Source organism: Streptomyces sp. SDT5-1, assembly GCF_052245995.1.
In the GTDB taxonomy this organism is placed as follows: domain Bacteria; phylum Actinomycetota; class Actinomycetes; order Streptomycetales; family Streptomycetaceae; genus Streptomyces.
Window position 1 is genome coordinate 3,576,999 of the sequence record NZ_CM125963.1, and the last position, 23,104, is coordinate 3,600,102.

The 23,104-nt window shown below is 72.3% G+C and carries 20 protein-coding genes and 1 pseudogene; 3 read left to right on the forward strand and 18 right to left on the reverse strand.

From position 1 onward, the window contains the following. Positions 1-249 precede the first annotated feature (249 nt). The 3 genes from ACTWJ8_RS16645 to ACTWJ8_RS16655 form a co-directional block, all read right to left on the reverse strand. Positions 250-1,899, reverse strand: a complete 1,650-nt coding sequence (locus tag ACTWJ8_RS16645; RefSeq protein WP_356376198.1) for a beta-N-acetylhexosaminidase — start codon at positions 1,897-1,899, stop codon at positions 250-252. Positions 1,900-2,022: 123 nt separating this feature from the next. Continuing rightward, positions 2,023-2,322, reverse strand: a complete 300-nt coding sequence (locus ACTWJ8_RS16650; protein ID WP_356376195.1) for a DUF3039 domain-containing protein — start codon at positions 2,320-2,322, stop codon at positions 2,023-2,025. 15 nt (positions 2,323-2,337) lie between these two features. After that, positions 2,338-3,528, reverse strand: a complete 1,191-nt coding sequence (locus ACTWJ8_RS16655) for an MFS transporter (protein ID WP_443264292.1) — start codon at positions 3,526-3,528, stop codon at positions 2,338-2,340. Positions 3,529-3,640: 112 nt separating this feature from the next. Between ACTWJ8_RS16655 and ACTWJ8_RS16660 the strand changes: the two genes are divergently transcribed. Then, on the forward strand, positions 3,641-4,519 hold the full coding sequence (locus tag ACTWJ8_RS16660; protein ID WP_443264293.1) for a LysR family transcriptional regulator: 879 nt from the start codon (positions 3,641-3,643) through the stop codon (positions 4,517-4,519). On the opposite strand, the gene ACTWJ8_RS16665 is transcribed toward ACTWJ8_RS16660, so the two are convergent. Beyond that, positions 4,512-5,081, reverse strand: a complete 570-nt coding sequence (locus ACTWJ8_RS16665; RefSeq protein ID WP_356376188.1) for a YqgE/AlgH family protein — start codon at positions 5,079-5,081, stop codon at positions 4,512-4,514. The genes ACTWJ8_RS16660 and ACTWJ8_RS16665 overlap by 8 nt on opposite strands. A 251-nt stretch (positions 5,082-5,332) precedes the next feature. Between ACTWJ8_RS16665 and murA the strand changes: the two genes are divergently transcribed. After that, positions 5,333-6,673 carry a UDP-N-acetylglucosamine 1-carboxyvinyltransferase gene (gene murA, locus ACTWJ8_RS16670; RefSeq protein WP_356376186.1) on the forward strand — a complete coding sequence of 447 codons (1,341 nt, stop codon included), beginning with the start codon at positions 5,333-5,335 and terminating at the stop codon, positions 6,671-6,673. A 140-nt stretch (positions 6,674-6,813) separates the two neighbouring features. On the opposite strand, the gene ACTWJ8_RS16675 is transcribed toward murA, so the two are convergent. From ACTWJ8_RS16675 to ACTWJ8_RS16710, 8 genes and pseudogenes are all read right to left on the reverse strand, one after another. Further along, entirely contained in the window at positions 6,814-7,095 is a 282-nt protein-coding gene (locus tag ACTWJ8_RS16675; protein ID WP_016645140.1) for an HU family DNA-binding protein, read from the reverse strand. Between the two features lie 298 nt (positions 7,096-7,393). After that, complete coding sequence (locus ACTWJ8_RS16680; RefSeq protein WP_356376184.1) at positions 7,394-8,827, reverse strand: NAD-dependent malic enzyme; 1,434 nt, start codon at positions 8,825-8,827, stop codon at positions 7,394-7,396. 324 nt (positions 8,828-9,151) lie between these two features. Continuing rightward, positions 9,152-11,515, reverse strand: coding sequence for a HelD family protein (locus ACTWJ8_RS16685; protein WP_443264295.1), 2,364 nt, complete (start codon positions 11,513-11,515; stop codon positions 9,152-9,154). An 80-nt stretch (positions 11,516-11,595) separates the two neighbouring features. Next, positions 11,596-12,402 (reverse strand): anti-sigma factor family protein, encoded by an 807-nt coding sequence (locus ACTWJ8_RS16690; RefSeq protein ID WP_443264297.1) that lies wholly within the window; start codon positions 12,400-12,402, stop codon positions 11,596-11,598. Further along, on the reverse strand, positions 12,399-12,974 hold the full coding sequence (locus ACTWJ8_RS16695) for a sigma-70 family RNA polymerase sigma factor (protein WP_207829144.1): 576 nt from the start codon (positions 12,972-12,974) through the stop codon (positions 12,399-12,401). Before ACTWJ8_RS16695 ends, ACTWJ8_RS16690 begins: the two co-directional genes overlap by 4 nt. A gap of 113 nt (positions 12,975-13,087) precedes the next feature. After that, positions 13,088-13,198 (reverse strand): annotated as a pseudogene (locus ACTWJ8_RS16700) (CGNR zinc finger domain-containing protein); the annotation flags it as partial. Between the two features lie 72 nt (positions 13,199-13,270). Beyond that, positions 13,271-13,879 (reverse strand): CGNR zinc finger domain-containing protein, encoded by a 609-nt coding sequence (locus ACTWJ8_RS16705; protein ID WP_356376178.1) that lies wholly within the window; start codon positions 13,877-13,879, stop codon positions 13,271-13,273. Between the two features lie 65 nt (positions 13,880-13,944). Next, positions 13,945-14,487 carry a GNAT family N-acetyltransferase gene (locus ACTWJ8_RS16710; RefSeq protein ID WP_443264299.1) on the reverse strand — a complete coding sequence of 181 codons (543 nt, stop codon included), beginning with the start codon at positions 14,485-14,487 and terminating at the stop codon, positions 13,945-13,947. Positions 14,488-14,579: 92 nt separating this feature from the next. On the opposite strand from ACTWJ8_RS16710, the gene ACTWJ8_RS16715 reads away from it, so the two are divergent. Continuing rightward, positions 14,580-15,083: an anthrone oxygenase family protein gene (locus ACTWJ8_RS16715; protein ID WP_443264300.1), complete on the forward strand. Its 504-nt coding sequence runs from the start codon at positions 14,580-14,582 to the stop codon at positions 15,081-15,083. Positions 15,084-15,097: 14 nt separating this feature from the next. Here the strand turns inward: ACTWJ8_RS16715 and ACTWJ8_RS16720 are convergent, their stop codons facing one another. The 6 genes from ACTWJ8_RS16720 to ACTWJ8_RS16745 form a co-directional block, all read right to left on the reverse strand. Continuing rightward, positions 15,098-16,261: a uroporphyrinogen-III synthase gene (locus ACTWJ8_RS16720; RefSeq protein WP_356376172.1), complete on the reverse strand. Its 1,164-nt coding sequence runs from the start codon at positions 16,259-16,261 to the stop codon at positions 15,098-15,100. A gap of 125 nt (positions 16,262-16,386) precedes the next feature. After that, the gene (locus ACTWJ8_RS16725; protein WP_356376170.1) at positions 16,387-17,745 is read right to left on the reverse strand and encodes a nitrate/nitrite transporter; all 1,359 of its coding nucleotides are present in this window, start codon (positions 17,743-17,745) and stop codon (positions 16,387-16,389) included. A 154-nt stretch (positions 17,746-17,899) separates the two neighbouring features. Next, positions 17,900-18,643 carry an MHYT domain-containing protein gene (locus tag ACTWJ8_RS16730; protein ID WP_443264302.1) on the reverse strand — a complete coding sequence of 248 codons (744 nt, stop codon included), beginning with the start codon at positions 18,641-18,643 and terminating at the stop codon, positions 17,900-17,902. Between the two features lie 134 nt (positions 18,644-18,777). After that, positions 18,778-20,136, reverse strand: coding sequence for an acyltransferase family protein (locus tag ACTWJ8_RS16735; RefSeq protein ID WP_443264304.1), 1,359 nt, complete (start codon positions 20,134-20,136; stop codon positions 18,778-18,780). Further along, complete coding sequence (locus ACTWJ8_RS16740) at positions 20,133-22,325, reverse strand: polysaccharide deacetylase family protein (RefSeq protein WP_443264305.1); 2,193 nt, start codon at positions 22,323-22,325, stop codon at positions 20,133-20,135. The genes ACTWJ8_RS16735 and ACTWJ8_RS16740 overlap by 4 nt, the downstream gene beginning before the upstream one ends. After that, a complete protein-coding gene (locus ACTWJ8_RS16745; RefSeq protein ID WP_443264307.1) occupies positions 22,326-23,090 on the reverse strand; it encodes a hypothetical protein in 765 nt (254 codons plus the stop codon). It abuts the gene before it with no gap. Between the last annotated feature and the right edge of the window lie 14 nt (positions 23,091-23,104).

Below are 23,104 nucleotides of genomic sequence, written 5' to 3' on the forward strand. Positions count from 1 at the left end.
TCCACGCGTGAGAGCCGTTCCCGCCGTTACGCCTGTTCCGCCGTACGGTACGTGCTGACAGGCCGGACGTGGCAACTCTGGCACATCTTCCCCTCGGGTCGGAGAGGGGGTCCGGTAGGAGGCATTCGCCCCTTCCGCCTCAGAGATGACCGATATCGCACCAGATCACCTGTGGGCGCGAATTGGCTCTCCCCGGCGACGATCACGATGGCGCCCGCGGTGCGGGACGGTCGTCGCCGGCCGCCAAGCTCACACGTTCGGGGGTTCCCCTTCGAAGGGACGTCCGAGCACTCCGGGTCGCCGCTGCCACGGCAACGGGCCGCCGGGCGGCCGGTGCTCGACACCGAGGGCGTCAAGTCGCGCGCGGTGCGGGCCCATTCGGCGTTCGAAGTCCGCGAAGTCGCGGGCGGCGGGCTCGGGCAGCTCGCTCCAGGCGACCTCGCTGAAGGCGCAGAGGCGGGGATACAGCTGGTAGTCGACGCGCCGCTCGTCCTCCGTGACCTCGGTCCACATGTTGGCCTGGGCGCCGATGACGTGCCGCGCCTCCGCCTCGCTCAGCTCCGGGGGAACCGGTTCGAAGCGGTAGACGTCCTCCAGGGTGCGCACGTATCCGATGGGGACCGGTTCGTCGTCGCCCGGGTCCTGTCGGTAGTTCAAGTAGACCTGCTGCTCGGGGCACATGACGACGTCGTGGCCCGCCTTGGCCGCGGTGATGCCGCCCGCGTAGCCGCGCCACGAGGAGACCGTCGCGCCGGGCGCGAGGCCGCCTTCGAGGATCTCGTCCCAGCCGACGAGCCGCCGGCCGCGCTCGCTCAGCCAGGTGTCGAAGTGCCGGATGAACCAGGACTGGAGCTCGTCCTCGTCCTTCAACCCCAGTTCCGCGATGCGGGCCTGGGCGGTCGGCGACGCCCGCCACTGCTCCTTGGGGCACTCGTCGCCGCCGACGTGGATGAACGTGGAGGGGAACAGGTCGAGGAGTTCCTCGAAGACGCCCTCGTAGAAGCGGAGGGTGTTGTCAGTGGGGGCGAGTACGTTCGGGTTGATGCCCCAGGTGTCCCAGACGGGGAGGGAGGACGTGTCGACGACGTCGGTGTTGCCGAGTTCCGGATACGCGTGGATGGCGGCCTGCGAGTGCCCCGGCAGGTCGATCTCGGGGACGACGGCGATGTGCAGCGCGTGCGCGTACGCGACGATTTCGCGGATGTCGTCCTGGGTGTAGTAGCCGCCGTGCGGCCGGTCGTCCCACAGCGGCGAGTCGCGGTGGCCGAGCTTCGTCCGTGACCGCCAGGAGCCGACCTCCGTCAGCCTCGGGTGGCGCTTGATCTCGACGCGCCAGCCCTGGTCGTCGGTGAGGTGGAGGTGCAGGACGTTGAGCTTGTGCGCGGCCATCAGGTCGAGTTGGCGCAGCACCCCGGCCTTGGGCATGAAGTGGCGGGCGACGTCGAGCATCATGCCGCGCCAGCGGAACCGGGGCGCGTCCTCGATCTCGACGTGCGGGAGCGTCCAGGTGCGGCCGGGGAGCGGGGCCCTGCGGTACGCGTCGGGGCCCAGGAGTTGACGCAGTGTCTGAGCGCCGCGGAAGACACCGGCGGGCGACCCGCCGTCGATGCTGACGCCCGCACCGCTCACCCGCAGCCGATACCCCTCCGCCTCGAGCCCCGCGTCGACACACAGCCGCACGACATCTCCGTCGTCGGTCGCAGCGGTGTCCTTGGGAGGCAGGGCGAGACCGGTCGCCGCGCCGACGCCCGCGCGCAGCCAGCGCGCGGTGTCCTCGGTCCCCTCCCCCGCGGCGATGCCGGTGCGCTCGCCGAGGACGCGGTGGCCGTCGTCGGCGCGCGTCAGTCGGCGGGGTGCGGGGACGAGCCCCAGGGCGTCAGGTGCTTCGGTGCGCGACACGCGAGGAGGCTAAGTGGACTGGACCAATTCCCGCAATGGTGCGTCCGGTTCCGACGGCAGGAGACACGAAACCCCGGGCATGCGTCACCGCACGCCCGGGGTACACCGGGAAAGGGGCGCGGCCTACTTGCCCTTGCCGCCGCCGTCCTTGCCGCCGTTGTCCTTGTCGCCGCCGGCGCCCATGGACTCGTAGATCTCCTTGCACATGGGACACACGGGGTACTTCTTCGGGTCGCGGCCCGGCACCCACACCTTGCCGCAGAGCGCGACGACAGGCGTGCCGTCGAGCGCGCTCGCCATGATCTTGTCCTTCTGGACATAGTGGGCGTAGCGCTCGTGGTCGCCGTCGCCGTGCGACGTCTGCGGCGTCGGCTCTACGAGGGTCCCCGTACCTGTCCCGCGCTCGGGCTCAAGAGTGCTCATAACCGCCAAGGGTACTTAAGCCCGCCCGCTCCCGGAACGGGCCTGGTCCGGGCCGCGGGCGTGTCCCGACGAAGGGCTCGCGGGCCGCCGCCCCACGAGGTGCAGCGCGAGTCCCGCCGCCGCGACGACGGCCGCCGCCCACGGCAGGGCGCGCGCCGCGAGGCCCGCCGCGAGCGCGAGCCCCGCGAGGGCGGAGCCGACCGCGCTGCCCAGGTAGAGCGCGGAGTTGTTGAGGGCGAGGGCGACGGTGCCGCGTTCGGCGCGCAGCGCGAGCAGCCGGTGCTGCTGCGGCACCTGGAGCGCCCATCCGGCGGCGCCCCACACGACGAGCGCGGGGAACGCGGCGGCGCCGAGCAGCGGCAGCCCCGCCAGGGCCAGCGCGAGCACGGCCATGACACCGCCGACGAGCGCGAAGGCCCGCCCAGTACGGTCCACGAGCGGTCCCGCGGCGACGCTGCCGAGCACCCCGCCGACGCCCCACGCCCACAGGTACGCGGTGACGTCCCCCTCCCCCACACCGCCCGCCGACGCGAGCACCGGGGCGAGATACGTGTAGAGGCCGAGGCTCGCGACGGCCGCGAGGAAGGAGACGCCGACGACCGGCAGGACGGCCCGGTCGGTGAGCGCGCCGATCCGGGCCCTGACGCCCACCGGCGGATCGGCCGGCACGGCGGGCAGCCCCGCGGCGAGCCCGGCGAGCGCGAGCGCCCCGAGCCCGGTGACGGCCCACATCGTGGCGCGCCACCCGGCCTGCCCCGCGAGCAGCACGCCGAGCGGCACCCCGAGCACCGTGCCCGCGCTCATGCCGCCCATGACGAGCGCGAGCGCCCGGCCCCGCCGCTCCCCCGGCACGAGGGCCGCGGCGGCCGCCGTCGACAGCGCCGAGTACACGCCCGCGCCGACGCCCGCCACGGCGCGGGCGAGCAGCAGCACGGCGAGCGAGGGCGCGAGCGCGGTCAGCGCGTTGCCGAGCGTGAAGACGCCGAGCGCCGCGAGGATCAGCGTCCGGGGCCGCACCCCGGAGACGAGCCCCGCGACCAGCGGCGCGCTCACCGCGTACGCGAGGGTGAACACGGTGACCATCTGGCCCGCCGCCGAGACGGTGGTCCGCAGATCACCGGCGACGACCGGCAGCAGCCCCGCCATCACATAGGCGTCGAGGCCGAGGGTGAAGGCCCCCACCATCAGCAACCAGACCCTGCGCACGCGCTTCAGCTCCCTCGTCGGACCGGTCGGTTCTTCCGTGGACGAGGGGGAACGTAGGCAGCCTCCCGACCGCCGGGGAAATGCCTCCGACGCGCATTTATGCTCGGTGGGCATGGATCACGTACGGGACGCCGCGGCCGGTGTGGAACTGCGTCAGCTGCGCGGATTCCTCGCGCTCGCCGACGAGTTGAACTTCACGCACGCCGCCGACCGGCTCGGCGTCGGGCAGCCCGCGCTCACCCGCTCGCTGCGCGCCCTGGAGGCGGGCCTCGGAGTGCGGCTCGTGGAGCGCACCACCCGCCGGGTCGCCCTCACCGACGCCGGGCTCCGCCTGCGGGACGAGCTCGCGCCCCTGATCGGCCGCCTCGACGACACCCTGCGCGCCGCGGCGGGCAGCGGCCCCGCCCTGCTGCGGCTCGGCTTCCCCTCGCTGCTGCCCGAGGCGTGTGCGCGGCTCAACGCGGAGTTCGAGGCGGCGACCGGGGCCGGTATCCGGCTGGTGCGCCGCGACGCCGAGCTGGCCGGGCTCGCGTCAGGGGCCTGCGACATCGCCGTGGTCCGCGGCGAGCTGCCGCCCGGCGCGGCGGTACGTTCCCTGGTCCTGCTGCACGAGCCCCGTACGGCGGTCGTGGCGCGCGGCGCGGCCGAACTCGCGGGGCGCCGGGTCGTCGACTGGGCGGACCTCGCGGACCTGCCGCTCGTCGTCAACACGGTCACCGGCACCACCCGCCCCGACCTGTGGCCCGCCGCCCGCAGACCGCGGCTCGCCTGCACGGCGGACAACCTCGACGAGTGGCTGGAGGCGGTCGCGGCCGGGCACGGGGTGGGCGTGGTGCCCGAACCGGTGGCCCGCAGGCACGACCACCCGGGCCTGCGCCGCGTACGCCTGAAGCACGCGCCGCCGGTCGCGGTGCGCCTCGTCGTTCCGGCGCGGGACGCCCACCCGCTGGCCGAGCGCTACTTCGCTGCGGCGGCCGGGGAGGTCAGTTGAGGGACGGATCGTCCGGGTAGGTGGCGACCATGGCCAGTTCGCCGCGCTGGCGGCGCAGGACCGCGCGCCAGAGGTTCTCGGGGCGGGTGGCCGAGACGTCGCCGGGCTCCGACTCGACGACGTACCAGGCACCCTCGGTCAGTTCGTCCTCCAGCTGCCCCGGGCCCCAGCCCGAGTAGCCGGCGAAGATCCGCAGGGAGCCGAGGGCCGCCGCGAGCAGCTCCGGCGGGGCCTCCAGGTCGACGAGGCCGATCGCCCCGTGCACCCGGCGCCAGCCCAGCGGCGTCTCCCGCTCGCCGTCCCCGGGGATGACCGCGACGCCGAGCGCCGAGTCGAGCGAGACCGGGCCGCCCTGGAAGACGACGCCCGGCTCACCGGCGAGATCGCCCCAGCCCTCCAGGATGTCGCCGACGTCCACCGGCGTCGGCCGGTTCAGTACGACGCCGAGCGAGCCCTCCTCGTCGTGGTCGAGGAGCAGCACGACCGCCCGGTCGAAATTCGGGTCCGCGAGGGCGGGTGTGGCCACGAGCAGCCGCCCTGTGAGCGAGGACACCTCGGTCATGCGTGACATGATCCCGCATCTGCGCGCCGTAGGGGGAGCCAAGCGCAACAACCGCGTGAACGCAGCTCAGCGTGCATGGAAGCGGAAGCCCTCCCACTTCACAGAACCGTCACGCTTTGTGCCCTTTCCTGCGCGCTTCGTGTTGTAGCGAACTCATGACGCTCCAAGGCGCCCGTGGGCATACGAATAAGGGGCAACACCCCCTTACCCTTGAGGCTTGGCCCTGCCCTTCTCTTCGGAACGCGAGATTCATGACCGTCACCGACGATGTCCTCCTTGTCCACGGCGGAACCCCGCTGGAGGGCGAGATCCGTGTCCGCGGCGCGAAGAACCTCGTGCCCAAGGCCATGGTCGCCGCGCTGCTCGGCAGCGCTCCGAGCCGGCTGCGCAATGTCCCGGACATCCGTGACGTCCGCGTCGTACGCGGACTGCTCCAGCTGCACGGTGTGACGGTCCGCTCCGGCGAGGAGCCGGGCGAGCTGGTGATGGACCCCTCGCACGTGGAGTCGGCCAACGTCGCCGACATCGACGCGCACGCGGGCTCCTCCCGCATCCCGATCCTGCTGTGCGGCCCGCTCCTGCACCGCCTCGGCCACGCCTTCATCCCCGGCCTCGGCGGCTGCGACATCGGCGGCCGGCCCATCGACTTCCACTTCGAGGTGCTCCGCCAGTTCGGCGCCACCATCGAGAAGCGCGCGGACGGCCAGTACCTGGAGGCCCCGCAGCGGCTGCGCGGCACCAAGATCCGGCTGCCGTACCCGTCCGTGGGCGCCACCGAGCAGGTGCTGCTCACGGCCGTCCTCGCGGAGGGCGTCACGGAGCTCTCGAACGCGGCGGTCGAGCCGGAGATCGAGGACCTGATCTGCGTCCTGCAGAAAATGGGCGCGATCATCGCCATGGACACCGACCGCACCATCCGCGTCACCGGCGTCGACAAGCTCGGCGGCTACACGCACCGCGCGCTCTCGGACCGCCTCGAGGCGGCGTCCTGGGCGTCCGCGGCGCTCGCCACGCACGGCGACGTGTACGTCCGCGGGGCGCAGCAGCGCTCGATGATGACGTTCCTCAACACGTACCGGAAGGTCGGCGGCGCCTTCGAGATCGACGACGACGGCATCCGCTTCTGGCACCCCGGCGGCCAGCTGAAGTCGATCGCCCTGGAGACGGACGTCCACCCCGGTTTCCAGACCGACTGGCAGCAGCCGCTGGTCGTCGCCCTGACGCAGGCCACGGGCCTCTCCATCGTCCACGAGACGGTGTACGAGTCCCGTCTGGGCTTCACCTCGGCGCTGAACCAGATGGGCGCGCACATCCAGCTCTACCGGGAGTGCCTGGGCGGCTCCGACTGCCGCTTCGGCCAGCGCAACTTCCTGCACTCCGCGGTCGTCTCAGGCCCGACCAAGCTCGAGGGCGCCGACCTGGTCATCCCCGACCTGCGCGGCGGCTTCTCGTACCTCATCGCGGCGCTGGCGGCCCAGGGCACGTCCCGCGTCCACGGCATCGACCTGATCAACCGCGGCTACGAGAACTTCATGGAGAAGCTCGTCGAGCTCGGCGCCAAGGTCGAGCTGCCTGGCAAGGCGCTCGGCTAGCCGCCGCGTATACCCGTCGGGCCCCACCGGAAGGTTCCGGTGGGGCCCGGTCTTTGGGGGCGCGGGGAACTGCGCGCCCCCCAAAAGCAATAAGAACGGCCTCCCGGATGGATCCGGGAGGCCGTTCTTGCGCCTAAGACTTACTTGCCCTTGGCGGCTTCCTTGAGCTTCGAGCCCGCGGAGACCTTCACGCTGTAACCGGCGGGGATGTTGATCGGCTCGCCGGTCTGCGGGTTGCGAGCGGTGCGAGCGGCACGGTGGGTGCGCTCGAAGGTCAGGAAGCCGGGGATGGTGACCTTCTCGTCGCCCTTGGCAACGATCTCGCCGACGGTCTCGGCGAACGCGGCCAGCACGGCGTCGGCGTCCTTGCGGGTCACCTCGGCGCGGTCGGCCAGCGCGGCCACCAGCTCACTGCGGTTCATGTTTGTACTCCCGTGTTCTTCTTGCCGTTGAGGCGTGCCACGCGGCCAGGCCGCGTGTTGGGCAACAGCGAAGCCGATGCTGCCAGGGTCTCGGTCAGGCCCAGGACCCGGGTCCGTCTTCCAGACCCATGCGCCTGAAGAGGCATCCTGCCCCTACCCACGGCGGTAAAGCCAATCCGGCACCCCTTGGGGTCACACGGAAAGCGCCACCGCGCCGGTTGCAGGGGCGGGCCGGGGGGCCTGTTTCCCGGCCAGCCTATGGGGCTCGGAGGCCCCGTAAACCGCGACGCGCCGGTAATCAGGCGGTCGTGGCCCCCGTCACAGCCTCCCCGGCCGCCTTCGCGGCGTCGCGGACGGCGCCCGCGACCGCGCCCGCGACCTTGTCGTTGAAGACGCTGGGGATGATGTAGTTCGGGTTGAGCTCGTCCTCGGTGACCACGTCGGCCAGGGCCGTGGCGGCCGCGAGCATCATCTCCGTGTTGACCGTGCGCGACTGGGCGTCGAGCAGGCCGCGGAAGACGCCGGGGAAGACCAGCACGTTGTTGATCTGGTTCGGGAAGTCGGAGCGGCCGGTGGCCACCACGGCGGCCGTCTGACGGGCGATCGCCGGGTCGACCTCGGGGTCCGGGTTCGCGAGCGCGAACACGATGCCGCCGTCGGCCATCGCGGCCACGTCGTCGCCGTTCAGCACGTTCGGGGCCGAGACGCCGATGAAGACGTCGGCGCCGACGACGGCCTCCTTGAGCGTGCCGGTGAGGCCCTCGGGGTTGGTGTTGTCGGCGATCCAGCGCAGCGGCGAGTCGCTGTCGGCGTCCTTGAGGTCCTCGCGGCCCGCGTGCACGACACCGTGGATGTCGGCGACGACGGCGTTCTTGACCCCCGCCGCGAGCAGCAGCTTGAGGATGGCCGTGCCGGCGGCGCCGGCGCCCGACATGACGACGCGGATGTCGCCCATGTCCTTGTTCGTGACGCGCAGCGCGTTGGTGAGCGCGGCGAGCACCACGATGGCGGTGCCGTGCTGGTCGTCGTGGAAGACCGGGATGTCGACGGCCTCGCGCAGCCGGGCCTCGATCTCGAAGCAGCGGGGCGCCGAGATGTCCTCGAGGTTGATGCCGGCGAAGCCGGGGGCGATGGCCTTGACGATCTCGACGATGGCGTCGGTGTCCTGGGTGTCCAGGCAGATCGGCCAGGCGTCGATGCCCGCGAAGCGCTTGAAGAGGGCCGCCTTGCCCTCCATGACCGGCAGCGCGGCCTTCGGGCCGATGTTGCCGAGGCCGAGCACCGCGGAGCCGTCGGTGACGACCGCGACGGAGTTGCGCTTGATGGTCAGACGCCGGGCGTCCTCGGGGTTCTCCGCGATCGCCATGCACACGCGAGCCACGCCCGGCGTGTAGACCATGGACAGGTCGTCACGGTTGCGGATGGGATGCTTCGACGCCATCTCGATCTTGCCGCCGAGGTGCATCAGGAACGTACGGTCGGAGACCTTTCCGAGCGTGACGCCTTCGATGCCGCGGAGCTTCTCGACGATCTCGTCCGCGTGGGACGTCGACGTGGCCGCGATGGTGACGTCGATCCGGAGCTTCTCGTGACCGGAGGCGGTGACGTCGAGGCCGGTCACCGAGCCGCCGGAGGACTCCACGGCGGTGGTCAGCTGCGAGACGGCGTTACCGCCCGCGGGGACCTCCAACCGGACCGTCATCGAGTAGGAGACGCTGGGCGCCGTTGCCATGGCCGACTTCCTCTGCTTTCACCGTGTAGCTGTTGCCGTCCGATGGTCCCACCTACCGGTGAGTACGTGGTAGTCGCATCGGGTTTTGAAGCTAACGTTCATTCATGTTTTGGAAAGTAGTTTCCACCATACGAGAACTTGGGCGCAACAGAAAGAGGCCCACGTCATCGAAATGACGTGGGCCTCGTCTCACGCTTATGACACCGACCCGCCATGCTCGCCTCGCGGCAAGTGGTCCCTCTAAGGGACGATGGTTGGGCCCGGGGGCTTGGATCGAGCCGGTGCCGTCATCAACGGTAACACCGGAGACAGCAGGGGCAAGGGTCAGTCGCGGAGCAGATCCGGCACCCCGTCCGCGTCCGGTTCGTCCCGTTCCCCCGAGACCACCGTGAGCTGCTGGGTGGCGCGGGTCAGGGCGACGTACAGGACGCGCAGGCCCGCGGGCGACTCGTCGGCGATCTCCGCGGGCGAGACCACGATCGTGGCGTCGTACTCCAGGCCCTTGGCCTCCAGGGAGCCGAGCGCCACCACCCGCTCGCCGAGCCCGGAGAGCCAGCGCGCGGCCTCCTCGCGGCGGTTCATGGCCACGACGACGCCGACCGTCCCGTCGACCCGCTCCAGAAGCCGGGTGGCCTCCTCTCGGACGGTGTCCCCGAGCCGGTCCCGTACGACGACGAAGCGGGGCTCCACGCCCGTCGAGCGGACCGCCGAGGGGGACTCCGAGCCCGGCATCGCGAGCGCGAGGACCTTCGAGGCCAGCTCGGCGATCTCCGACGGGTTGCGGTAGTTCACGGTCAGGGTGAAGCGGCGGCGGGGCCGGGAGCCGAGCGCCTCGTCGCGGGCCGCGCCCGCCTCGTCCGGGTCGGACCAGGAGGACTGCGCGGGGTCGCCGACGATCGTCCACGTCGCGTGCCGGCCGCGGCGGCCCACCATGCGCCACTGCATCGGCGTGAGGTCCTGCGCCTCGTCGACGATGACGTGCGCGTACTCGGTGCGCTCCTGGGCGAGGCGCTCGGCGCGCTCGCGCTGGGTCTCCTCGCGCTGCGGCATCAGCTCCTCGAGGCCCGTGAGCTGGTCCAGCGGGTCGTACTCGCGCTTCTTCTTCGGGCGGGCCGGGGCGCCGAGCACGGCGTTCAGCTCGTCGAGCAGGGCCACGTCGTGGACCGAGAGGGCGTCGCGGCGCAACGATTTGGCGAGCCTGCGGACCTCGCCCGGGTTGAGGACCCGGCGGGCCCAGCGGCCGAGGCGCTTCTCGTCGGACATGGCGGTCAGCACGGCGCGCGGGGTCAGTTCCGGCCACCACGCGTCGAGGAACCGGATGAACTCGTCCTCGCTCGTGATGTCGTCGTCGAAGGAGGAGCGCAGCTCGGCGGCGAGCTCCGGGTCGGAGTGCCGGCTCCCGGCGCCCGACTGGTCCCACAGCGCGTCGAGCAGCAGCTTGCGGGCGCGCGGGCGCAGGTGGTTGACGGGGGCGGTGCCGCCGAGCGCGGCCTGCCGGATCCGGTCGAGCTGGTCCGCCTCCAGCTCCAGGCGGCGGCCGAACGCGACGACGCGCAGGCGCGTGGGGGTCGCGGTGGCCGTGTCCTCGGCCTCCTCGTCGCCGAAGGCGAGCTGTTCCTGAGCGGCGGCGGCCGGGCGTCCCGTCTCCAGCGCGCCGCGTGCCGCCTTGCGCAGCACCTTCAGCATCCGCGACGAGCCCTTGACGCGGGCCACCGCCGGGGAGTCGTAGACCGTGGCCTCCGCGCCGTCGACGAGCGAGCCGACCGCGCGGATCGCGACCTGGCCCTCCTCGCCGAGCGACGGCAGCACGCCCTCGGTGTACGCGACGAGCAGCGGCGTCGGCGAGACGATCAGGATGCCGCCCGCGTACCGCCGCCGGTCCTGGTACAGCAGGTACGCGGCGCGGTGCAGGGCCACCGCCGTCTTTCCGGTGCCGGGACCGCCCTCGACGTACGTCACCGAGGCGGCGGGGGCCCGGATGACCTGGTCCTGCTCGGCCTGGATGGAGGCGACGATGTCGCGCATCGAGTGGCTGCGGGCCTGGCCGAGCGCGGCCATCAGGGCGCCGTCGCCGATCGCGGGCAGTCGCTCCCCGTCGAGGTACGCGGTCAGCTCGGGGCGCATCAGGTCGTCCTCGACGCCGAGCACCTTGCGGCCCTTGGAGCGGATGACGCGGCGGCGGACCACGCGGCCGGGGTCGACCGGCGTGGAGCGGTAGAAGGGGGCGGCGGCCGGGGCGCGCCAGTCGATGACGAGCGGCGAGTAGTCCGCGTCGAGCACGCCGATGCGGCCGATGTGCAGCGTCTCGGCGATGTCGGCCGTGTTGTCCTCGCGGACGGCGCCCTCGGCGGGCTCCACCGCCGTGTACGCGCCGTCCGGACCCTTCTTGCCGTCCTTGCCCTGGAGCAGGTCGATGCGGCCGAAGAGGAAGTCCTCGAACTCGTTGTTGAGGCGGTTGAGGTGGATGCCCGCGCGGAAGACCTGCGCGTCGCGCTCGGCGAGCGCGCCGGGCGTGCCGACCTGGCCGCGGCGGGTGGCGTCCTCCATCAGGAACTCGGCCTCGTGGATCTTCTCCTCGAGGCGGCGGTAGACGGCGTCGAGATGGTCCTGCTCGACGCCTAGCTCGCGCTCGCGTACCGAGTCCGTATCCGATTTCACCGCTGAATCGTGCTGAGCCTGAGCGGCCACCGGGCCCCCTTCTGACGTGCTGGGCAGCCGTCAAAGGTACGCGAAAGGGGCCCCGCGGGGCTACGTGCTGCGCGGCCGGGTCAGGCGTTCACCTCCACGAGCCGCTTTCCGTCGAGCGTCTCGACCTCGAAGTGGTCGATCTGGTTCCGGTCGAAGGCGGCGCCGCCGTGCACGTACAGCGGGTTCTTGGCGTTCGCGTGCGTGCTGTCGTCGATGCCGTAGCCCCACTTCGGGACGGACCAGGTGGTGACGGTCTCGCGCTCGCCGTTCTTGCCGACGGCGACGAGGGAGCACTTCAGCGGGCCCTTCACGTTCTTCAGCTCCAGGACGGTGTGGGTGCCCCAGGCCTTCTTCTCCATGCCGATCGTCGCCGTCACGTTCGTCCGCGCGTCGGTGGCCCTCACCTTCTCCGGCATGTGGTGGAAGAACGCGTCCTCGGCGGGGCTGGTGGGGTGCGGGTCGGCGAGGGTGCGGGGGCCTCCGTCGTCGGTCACTGCCATGACCGTCAGCGGGCCGCCGATGATCAGGGCGGCGGCCGCGGCCGCGAGAAAGAGGCCGCGCCTGCGCTTCTTCGCGCGGCGGCGGCCCAGTTCGTCGGCGAGGGACTCCGCGAGGCGGGGGCTCGGCCGTGCGGCGAGGGAGTCGCCGATCTGCGGGGTCGGCGCGCGGGGCGCTCCGCGCTCGGCGGGCAGGTCGGCGAGGGCTGCGAGCATCGGCTCCATGCCCGCGAACTCCTCCAGGTTCCGGGCGCAGCGCTCGCAGGTCGCCAGGTGTGCCTCGAACGCGCTCGCCTCGACGTCGTCGAGGATGCCGAGCGCGTAGGCGCCGACGGTCTCGTGCACGTCGCCCGTCGGCTCGTGGCCGAACGGGCCGTACGTCGATGTCATGCGGTCACCCCCCGCTCCTCGAGCGCCAGCTTCATCGAGCGCAGCGCGTAGAAGACCCGCGAGCGCACCGTTCCGCTGGGTATGCCGAGCGTCTCGGCCGCCTCGTTGACCGTACGTCCTTTGAAGTACGTCTCCACGAGTACTTCCCGGTGGGCCGGGGTCAAGTCCTCCAGGGCGTCGGAAAGGGTCATCAGCCAGAGCGCCTTGTCGATCTCGTCCTCCGCGGGGATGACCTCAAGGGGCGACGGGTCGACCTCCTGCGGCCGGGCCTGCCGGCTGCGGTGGCCGTCGATGACGATGCGCCGGGCGACCGTCACCAGCCAGGGGCGTACCGAGCCGGTCGCCCGGTTGAGCTGCCCGGCGTTCTTCCAGGCGCGGATGAGCGTCTCCTGCACGACGTCCTCCGCGCGCTGCCGGTCCCCCGCCACGAGCCGCAGCACGTAGGCGAGCAGCGGCCGCGCGTGCTCGGCGTACAGCGCGCGCATCAGCTCCTCGTCCGGCTCGGGCGGCCGGGGAGCACGATGTCGGGCCCGGGGCGGGCGTTCATCGGCCACGGCGGAATCCTTGCGCACGCCTACCTCCGGTGTCCCCAGTTCGACGTTTCGGCCGTCTCTTCTCGGCTGGGCTCACGGGAGGGATACGCACACGAACTCACGGATGTTCAACGGGAGTTACGACTCCCTCCTCACGCCCTGGCCAGAGCCGCCGCCCTGCGCCGATGCCGGGCCACGCGTTCGCGGTTGCCGCAGGTCTCGCTGGAGCACCAGCGGCGTCTGCGGCCCCGGGAGGTGTCGAGGCCGCATCCCCCGGGGGACAACCCCCGGACCCCCGGCCGGACAAGACGCCGCGCCGGACATCGGGACCGCCGTCAGGCCCGGGACAAGGCCGCCGCTCGGCGGCGGTGGCGGGCCACGCGTTCGCGGTTGCCGCAGGTTTCGCTGGAGCACCAGCGGCGTCTGCGGCCCCGGGAGGTGTCGAGGTAGATGATGGGGCAGTTGTCGCCTTCGCAGGGGCGGAGGGCGTCGCGGGTGGTCGGGGTCGTGAGGAGGTCGACCGTGTCGCGGGCCACGGCGGCGAGGAGGGCGGGGCAGCCGGGTTCGGTGTGCAGGGCGCGGACGAGGGTGCCGTCGGAGGCGCGGACGGCGCGGGGTGCGGGCGGGGCCGCGCGGGCGAGCAGGTTGACCCGTTCCAGGGCGCCGGGCGCCGGCCGTCCGGAGAGTTCGCCGCGCACCAACTGGGCGATGTGGCCGCGCAGTTCGCGGAACGCGGCGACCCACGCGGCCGAGCGGTCCGTCAGCGCGGCGGACTCGGGCACGAGGCCCGCGCCGACCAGCCAGGCGCGCAACCGGTCGGGGGTGGTGAGGCGTTCGTCGGGGTGCGCCGTGGCGAGGAGGTCCAGGCAGAGGCGGCCGGAGTCGAAGCGCCATTCGTAGGGGGCGGGGGCAGACGGGCGTGGCCCTGTGGGTACTGCTGCCATGCCCTCTACAGTGCCCGCCCGCGCCCGGGGCCGGAACCCCTGCTGCCGGAACGCGCCCCGCCGGTCTACGGACGCGCGTACGCCGGCGGCTCGTCGTGCAGGAGCCGCTGGAACAGCACGTGGTCCCGCCACTCCCCGTTGATGTGCAGATACTTGGGCGCGAGCCCGTAGCGGACGAAGCCGCATTTGGCGAGGACGCGCTGGGACGCCACGTTGTCGACGAGCGTGCCCGCCTCGACGCGGTGCAGGCCCAGTTCGTCGCGGGCGGCGCGGCAGACCTCCTCGACGGCGGCGGGCACCAGCCCGCGGCCCCGGTACTCGGCATCGACCCAGTACCCGAGGTTGGCGCTGCACAGGGGCCCGAGGTGGATCCCGTTGAGCGCGACGCGTCCGACCACGCGCCCGACGGAGGACCGGTCGAACAGCAGCCACATGGCCCCGCCCGGCTCCGCGATCCGCGCGGCCTGCTCCCGCTCCGTGTAGTACTCCTCGGCCCTGTACGGCTCCCAGGGCGCCATGAACTCCCGGTTGCGGACCACGGCTTCGGCGAGCGCCCGCGCATCGTCGGCTACGGCGCGGCGCAGTTCTGTGTCGGGGGTGATCAGCATGTCCGTACGGTACGCGGGCCCTGGACGCTCGCGTATGGGAGCGCGCGGATCGACGATGTCCGGCGGCACGGCACGCGGCTTGACTGGCGGCCATGACGACAACGACGCGGGTCACGGGATGGGTACTGGGGTCGGCCACGGTCGCGACGGGCCTGACGGCCGGGTCGTTCTACGTGTTCGCGTGCGGCGTGATGCCCGCCCTGGCGCGCAGCGGCGACCGTACGTACATCGAGGTGATGCGGAACATCAACGACGTCATCCAGAACCCGGTGTTCTTCCTCGCCTTCGTCGGCGCGCTGCTGCTCACCGGGTGGGCGGCCTGGCGGGTGCGGCGGCAACAGGGGCCGCGCGGCTGGGTGTTCGCGGCGCTGGCGTGTTACGCGGTGGCGTTCCTGCTGACGTCCGCGGTGAACGTGCCGCTGAACGACGCGCTGGCCGCCGCCGGGCCCCGCGCGGGGATCGCCGATCCGGCGCGGGTGCGCGCGGCCTTCGAGGGGCCGTGGGTGGCGTGGAACGTGGTGCGGGCCGTGCTGTGCACCGGCGCGCTCGGGTGCCTGGTGCGGGGCCTCATGATGTGGGGGCGGCGGGTGCGGTGAGCCGCCGCCGGGCCTCACCCGTCCGCGTACTTCGCGTCCGCCGCCGGGTCGAGGGCGAGGCGGTAGCCGCGTTTGACGACCGTCTGGATCAGCTTGGGGGTGCCCAGGGAGACGCGGAGGCGGGCCATCGCCGTCTCCACCGCGTGCTCGTCGCGGCCCGCGCCGGGGAGCGCGCGCAGCAGTTCCGCGCGGGAGACCACCCAGCCGGGGCGGCGGGCGAGGGTGCGCAGCAGGGACATGCCTGCGGGCGGCACGGGCCGCAGCTCGCCGTCCACGAGCACGGCCTGCCCGCGGATCTGCACCTGGTGTCCGGCGACCGGCAGCGCCCTGGCGCGGGCCGGCAGCTCGGTGCACAGCAGCTGCACCAGCGGCCCGAGCCGGAAGCGCTCCGGCTGCACCGTGTCCACGCCGCGCGCCTGGAGCGGCACCGCCGTGACGGGCCCGACGCACGCCGGCACCACGTCGTGCTGGAGGGCCGCCAGCAGCTCCGTGGCGAGGCCGCGCTCCTCCGCCCGGTTGAGCAGCGCCGTCGCGGCGGGCGCGGAGGTGAACGTCAGCGCGTCCACGCCGCGCGCCACGGTGGCGTCGAGGAGGCGGTCGACGGGGGCGATGTCCTCCGGCGGCAGCCACCGGTAGACGGGGACGCCGACGACCTCGGCGCCCGCCTCGCGCAGCGCCTCGACGAAGCCGGGCAGCGGCTCCCCGTGCAGCTGCACGGCGACGCGCCGCCCCTGGACGCCCTCGTCGAGCAGCCGGTCGAGCACCTCGGCCATCGACTCGGACGAGGGCGACCACTCCTCGGTGAGGCCCGCCGCGCGCACCGCGCCCTTCACCTTCGGGCCGCGCGCGAGGAGCTCCACGCCGCGCAGCCGCGCGAGCAGGTCCTCGCCGAGGCCCCAGCCGTCGGCGGCCTCGACCCAGCCGCGGAAGCCGATGGCGGTGGTGGCGACCACCACGTCCGGCGCGTTGTCGATCAACTCCTTCGTGGCGACGAGGAGTTCGGTGTCGTCGGCGAGCGGCACGATGCGCAGGGCGGGCGCGTGCAGCACCGCGGCGCCGCGCCGCTGGAGCAGCGCGCCGAGTTCGTCGGCGCGGCGCGCCGCGGTCACGCCCACGGTGAAGCCCGCGAGCGGCCCGTGGGTCCGCTCAGGGCGCGTGGCCTGCTGTTGCTCGTCCATGCTGGTTCTCGCCCCGCTCGACGTCCGTCCCGTGCACCGGGTCCACCGGTGCGTCGTACGAGCCTGTCAACGCTCCGTGTCGGCCCCGGATCCACGTTATTGCGTCCGTGTTACGTGCTCCAAGCTCACACCTCGGCGTAGCTGAGCTGCGGCTTCGTCTCCGCCGTCGATCCGGCGACGGTGCGCGAGGCGGAGCGGCGAAGGTATACGGCCCAGGTGACCGCGAAGCACACGGCGTAGAAGGCGAGGAAGGCGACGAAGGCGCCGGTGCCGGTGCCCGCCGTCTGGAAGGACTGCCGGAACGCCAGGTTGATGCCGAGCCCGCCGAGCGCGCCCACGGCGCCGATGAGGCCCATGGAGGCGCCCGAGAGCCGCCTGCCGTGCGCGGCGGCGGCCTCACCGGTGAGCCCCTGGGCCAGCGCCTTCGCCTGGAAGATGCCGGGGATCATCTTGTACGTCGACCCGTTGCCGATCCCGCTCAGCACGAACAGGGCGATGAACGCGACGGTGAACAGGGTGAGGGACTTCTCGACCGAGGCCAGGGCGACGACGGCCGTGGCGGCGGCCATGCCGACGAAGTTCCACAGCGTGATCCGGGCGCCGCCGTACATGTCGGCGAGCTTGCCGCCGACGGGCCGGATCAGCGAGCCGAGCAGCGGGCCGATGAAGGTGACGCCTGCGGCCTGGAGCGGCGTGCGGCCGAACTGGGTCTGGAGGACGAGCCCGAAGGCGAAGGAGTAGCCGATGAAGGACCCGAACGTGCCGATGTAGAGGAACGACATGATCCACGTGTGGGCGTCGCGCACGGCCTCCTTGGCGGCCCCGGTGTCGTTCTTCACGGTCGCCAGGTTGTCCATGAACAGCGCGGAGCAGACGGCCGCGACGACGATCAGCGGGATGTAGATGCCGAGCAGCACGCGCGGTCCGCCGCTCGCGCCGATCACGGCGAGCGCGACGAGCTGCACGACGGGGACGCCGACGTTGCCGCCGCCCGCGTTCAGGCCGAGCGCCCAGCCCTTCTTGCGCAGCGGGAAGAAGGAGTTGATGTTGGTCATGGAGGAGGCGAAGTTGCCGCCGCCCACGCCGGTGAGCGCCGCGCACCACATGAAGGTGGAGTACGAGGTGCCCGGCTCCATGACGACGAACGCGGCGACCGACGGCACGAGCAGCAGGCTCGCCGAGACGATCGTCCAGTTCCGGCCGCCGAAGACGGCGACGGCGAAGGTGTAGGGCACGCGCGCGAAGGCGCCCACCAGCGTCGCCATCGACACGAGGAAGAACTTTCCGGCCGGGTCGATGCCGTACTCGGGCCCCATGAACAGGACCATCACCGACCACAGCGTCCAGATGGAGAAGCCGATGTGCTCGGAGAGGATCGAGAAGGCGAGGTTGCGGCGGGCGACCTTCGCGCCCGTCTCCTCCCAGAACGCTTCGTCCTCGGGGTCCCACCGCTCGATCCAGCTCCGGCGGCGGGTCTGTTCCATGGGGCCGGGCATCTCACGCCTCCAGGTCACGGTTCGCAGCTGACGCGACCGAAGGTAGGGAGGCGGGATTTCCGCTTCGTGGCCTGACGTGACCGCCGGGGAACGTTGCTCTCACCCGGCCCGCGCGCGGACGGTGAGGCCCGCGCGCGGAGCCTCAGGAGCGCGCCGCCGGCTCGCCCTCCAGCGTCTGCGGGTCGAAGAGCAGCACGGCGCCCGCGAAGAACAGCGTGAGGAACGGGCCAATGAGATACGGGACGAGGACCGTGAACACCGCGGAACTCGTGCCGCTCGCCGGCGCCATCAGCTCGACGGTGAGCGCCTCCATGCCCAGGTAGTGCATGGCGCAGACGGCCACGCCCATGAGCAGGCTGGCGCCGAGGCTGACGAGGAACCCGCGTACGTTCATGATCAGCCACAGGGCGGCGGTGGCGGCCACCACGGCCACGGCCACCGACGCGGCGACGATGGGCGGGCTGTAGTGCAGGGACCCGGCGAACTGCATGGCGGCCATGCCCAGGTAGTGCATGGCGGCGACGCCGAGCCCCATGAAGAGGCCCGCGCCGAGCAGGACCGGCGTGCGCCGGCCTCCGTAGCCCGCGGTGAAGACCCCGACGCCGACGACGAGGATCGCGACGGCGAGGCTGAGGAAGGTCAGCCGGGCGTCGTAGTCCATGTGCGTGCCCTGGACCTGGAAGCCCATCATCGCGATGAAGTGCATGGACCAGATGCCGACGCCGAGCGAGAGCGCGCTGTACGCGAGCCACTTGGGGCGCCCCGAGTCGAGCTGACGGGCCCGCACGGTGCAGCGCAGCCCGATCCCGCCTCCCAGACTCGCCACCAAGAACGCCGCGACCGGGGTCACCGCCCCGTAGCTGAACCCGTCCACCGTCGCCTGCACGTCAACACCTTCTGGTCGCCCCGTCGGCGCTCGTCCGTCGCGGGCGCCCCGGGGGCAACGTAGCGACCCCCTCCATCACTTGGATGCGGAAAATCCACATCGCCATCACATCGTGACCCGGCGGGCGCGAACGGTCAGGAGTGCCGCGCCCGCGGCCGCTCCTTCCGCGAACCGTCGGGCCACAGCCGCGGTCTGCGCTTCGCGGCCAGGTCCTCGATCCAGCCGGTGGCGACGATGGCGAGCCCGATGAGCGGCCAGACGAGGACGAACGACCAGAGCATGTACGTGGAGTCGAGCGCGGAGCTCAACCGATCGTCCATGAAAGGGAGTTCGTACAGCTTGTCGATCAGCGGGAACGTGGCCATGATCAGCAGGTTGTGCCACAGGTAGATCGTGACGGCCCGGTTGTTCGCGAGGGTCACCAGGCGGTCCCAGCGGGCGAGCCTGCCGGGCAGCTTCTGCCACGACGGGGCGTACTGGAGCAGGATGACGACGAAGCCGAGGGACCACGTGGCCTGCGCCAGCGGGATCTCGTTCAGGTCCCAGCCCTCTTCGGAGAGGTGCCCCGAGGCCCACCACAGGCCGAAGCCCATGAGCATCGCGGCGACGGACACCGCCGCGTAGCGCGGCACCTTCTGGAGCACGCCCTCCTGGTGCGCGAAGCCGAGCACCCAGCAACTGCCGTACACGGCGAAGTCGGTGACGGCCTCGCCGGTGCGGCCGGGGATCTCCACGAGGCCCGTGCCGATCACCGCGGTCAGGGCGAGCGGCGCGCACAGCGTCGCCCACGGCAGCTTGCGGAACGCCTTGAGCAGCAGCGGCGAGGCGAGCACGAACCACAGGTAGGCGCGCAGGTACCAGAGCGGTCCGATGCCCTGCTCGGCCCAGGTGGTCTCCAGGAAGCCCGGCGGGTTGGCGAACTCCCACGGGTAGGAGGGGGCCGCGAACGGGATCACGTAGTCGACGAGGTCGAGCCAGCCCCAGGTGCCGCCCCCGGTGTCGGGATCGCTGCCCGGGTTCCAGCCGCTGAGGAAGAGCAGCGGCACCACCAGCGCGCTGAACGCCCACATCGGCGGCAGCAGGCGCCGCAGCCGGCCGCGGACGACGCTCAGGGCGGGCCTGCTCAGTGAGCGCGCCATGAGCGAGCCGGCGAGCGCGAACATCACGCCCATGGAGGGGAAGACGATCGACAGCCAGACCCAGCCGAACAGGTGGTAGGCGACGACGCGCACGAGCGCGACGGACCGCAGCAGGTCGAGATACCGGTCGCGTCCGGGCTTCTTGGGCGCGGACTCGGCCTCGGCCGCCGGGGCGGGCGGCGCGGTCTGCGGCGGGACCGCGGGGAACCGGGCGGTCGCCTCGGCCGCCACGTCCCCGGTGGCCACGGCGTTCGTGAGCGTCGGACCGCCGCCGGGGCCGCGCTCGGGCCGGGCGAACCAACTGCCCTGATCGGACGGCTCGTTCACGCCGCCCTTGTTCGTCGGATACGTCATGCCACCGGCCTCCGCTGGTCGTCGGAGACCGAGGTCGTCCGTTGGCGCGGCATCCGGGCGCCCGCGTCCGCGCCGACCACGCCCGTGCGGCGCAGCTTCTGCCAGCGCAGCCGGCCACCGGTGAGCGCGGTGATCCAGGACTGGAGCAGCACGACGTACATCAGCTGCCGGTACAGGAGTTGCTGGAGCGGCAGGGATATCAGGTGGGTCATGCGCTCCCGGTCGAGCCGGAAGGCGTACGCCGCGCAGACCGCCTGCACCGCGAGCACGCCGAACCACGCGCCGACCGTCTTCTCCGTCGGACCGAACACGAGCCCGTACAGGAGGAAGACGTCGATCAGCGGGGCGAGCAGCGGGGCCAGGACCATGAAGAGCGAGACCAGCGGGAGGCCGACCCGGCCGAAGCGGCCCGAAGGGCCCTTGTCGACGACGGCCCTGCGGTGCTTCCAGATCGCCTGCATCGTGCCGTACGACCACCGGTAGCGCTGCGACCACAGCTGCTGGACGCTCTCCGGGGCCTCGGTCCAGGCGCGCGCCTTCTCCGCGTAGACGACGCGCCAGCCGTCGCGGTGCAGCGCCATCGTGACGTCGGTGTCCTCGGCGAGCGTGTCGTCGCTCATGCCGCCGACGCGCTCCAGGGCGCTGCGCCGGAACGCCCCGACGGCGCCGGGGATCGTCGGCATGCAGCGCAGGATGTCGTACATGCGGCGGTCGAGGTTGAAGCCCATCACGTACTCGATGTGCTGCCAGGCGCCGATGAGCGAGTCGCGGTTGCCGACCTTCGCGTTGCCCGCGACGGCGCCGACCTGGGGGTCGCCGAACGGCTGGACGAGTTCACGGACGGTGGCCGGTTCGAAGACGGTGTCGCCGTCCATCATCACGACGAGGTCGTAACGGGCGTTCGCCAGGCCCCTGTTGAGGGCGGCGGGCTTGCCCGCGTTGTGCTGGCGGATGACGCGGACGCCGGGCAGCCGCAGGCTCTCGACGATGCGGGCGGTGCCGTCGGTGGAGCCGTCGTCGATGACGATCACTTCGATCGGCTGCTCGCTCTGCATCAGCGAACGGACCGTGTTCTCGATGCACTTGGCCTCGTTGAACGCCGGCACGAGGACGGAGACCGGTTCCGTGACGGGCGGCCCCCAGGCGAAGCCCTTGCGGCGGACCCTGCGCGCGTGCGCGGCGGACAGGACGAGCATCAGGCCGAAGCGGGTCATGACGAGGACGCCGATCACGGCGAGCCCGACGACGAGCACGCCCGTGATGTTGTCGGAGGCCTCCACGGCGTAGACCCAGGCCTTGCCCTTCCACAGCTCCACGCCGCTGACCGGCGTGTGCGCGCTGGGCATGCCGAGGGCCTCGGTGAGGTTCGCGAACGTGTAGCCGTCGTGCTGGAGCTGCGGCAGGAAGCGGTCGAGCGCGGCGACGGTCTGCGAGCGGTTGCCCCCGGAGTCGTGCATGAGGACGATGGCGCCCTTGCCGTCCTTGGGCGTGGCGCGGCGGATGATCTCGTCGACGCCGGGGCGCTTCCAGTCCTCGCTGTCCGTGTTGTTGACGACCGTGATGTAGCCGCGCGAGCCGATGTACTGGGTGACGGGCCACGACGCGTTGTCCATGGCGTCCGCGAACGAGGAGTACGGCGGGCGGAACAGCGACGTGCGGACGCCCGCCGCGCCTTCGAGCGCCAGCTGGTTCTGCGACAGCTCCCAGTCGATGCGCTTCTTGGACTGGTACGACAGGTCGGGGTGGTTGAAGGTGTGCAGGCCCACCTCGTGCCCCTCGTCGACCATGCGGCGCACGAGGTCGGGGTAGCGGGACGCCATGGTGCCGGTGACGAAGAAGACGGCGTGCGCGTCGTGCTCCTTGAGGACGTCGAGGACCTTCGGGGTCCACTCCGGGTCGGGGCCGTCGTCGAAGGTGAGCACGAGCTTGTGCGCGCCGACCCGGTGGCTGGTCTCCTGACCGCCCCGGGTGTCGATGACGGGCCCGCCGTCGAGGATCTTCTCCGGCACCTTGCTGGTGGCGGCCTCGGGGCGGATGCGGTGGTCGGCGAGGATCTCGCTGTGCACGTAACCGCGCAGCATGAGCATCGCGATCACGGCGACGAGCAGCAGTGAGGGCAGCAGATAGCGCAGCGGAAGGCGGCGCCTGCGGGCAGCGGCCGGTGCGCGGCGTGGGCGGCGATGGGACATCTACAGGACGCTGCTTTCCAGGGGCGGGACGAGGGACGCTGCGATGCGGTGCGCGAGGCCGTCGAGCGCGACCGTCCCCGAGCCGTCGGTGCCGGGGTCCTGCGCGGGGCCGCTGGGCTCGCCGCCGGGGTCGGTCGACGGGTCGGCGGGGTCGTCGTCCGTCGGGTCCGTCGTGGGCCTGCCGGTGTCGCTGGGCTTCGTCGGCCGCGGGGACGTCGAGGTCTTGCCGCCGGACGGCTTCCCGGACGGCGAGGTCCCGGTGGCCGGGCCGCCCGACGTGCTGCCGCCGACCGAGGGCGAGGCGCTCGCGCCGGGCGCCGGGGAGGTGCCGGGCAGGGCGCTGCCGGAGGCGCTGGGGCTCGGGGTGGCGTCCGGCGAACCGGACGTCGACAGGGAGGGCGTGGGCTCGGACGGGCTGGTGTCGACCCTGCCCGAACCCTTGCCCTCGGCGGGCATCGGCAGCCACGGCGCGTCGGAGTTGCCCGAGAAGACGGTGACCACGATGACGACCGCGTAGACCGCGATGGCCAGGCCCGCGGCCACGCCGACGCGACGGAAGGTGCGGCCGCGCCGCCCCGAGTCGTCGACGAAGACGGGGAGTTCCTTGTCGCCCGCGTCCGCGGCGTCCTTGCCGCGGATCCCGGACGCGCCAGGTCTCGCGCCGAGGGCGCCACCCAACTCACGTCCCGTGAAGTCGAGTTGGACCGTCACCTCGTGCGGGTCATGGGTCGGCCCCGACAGGCCGTCCTCTCGCGAGTTCTCCACCGTACGCACATCCC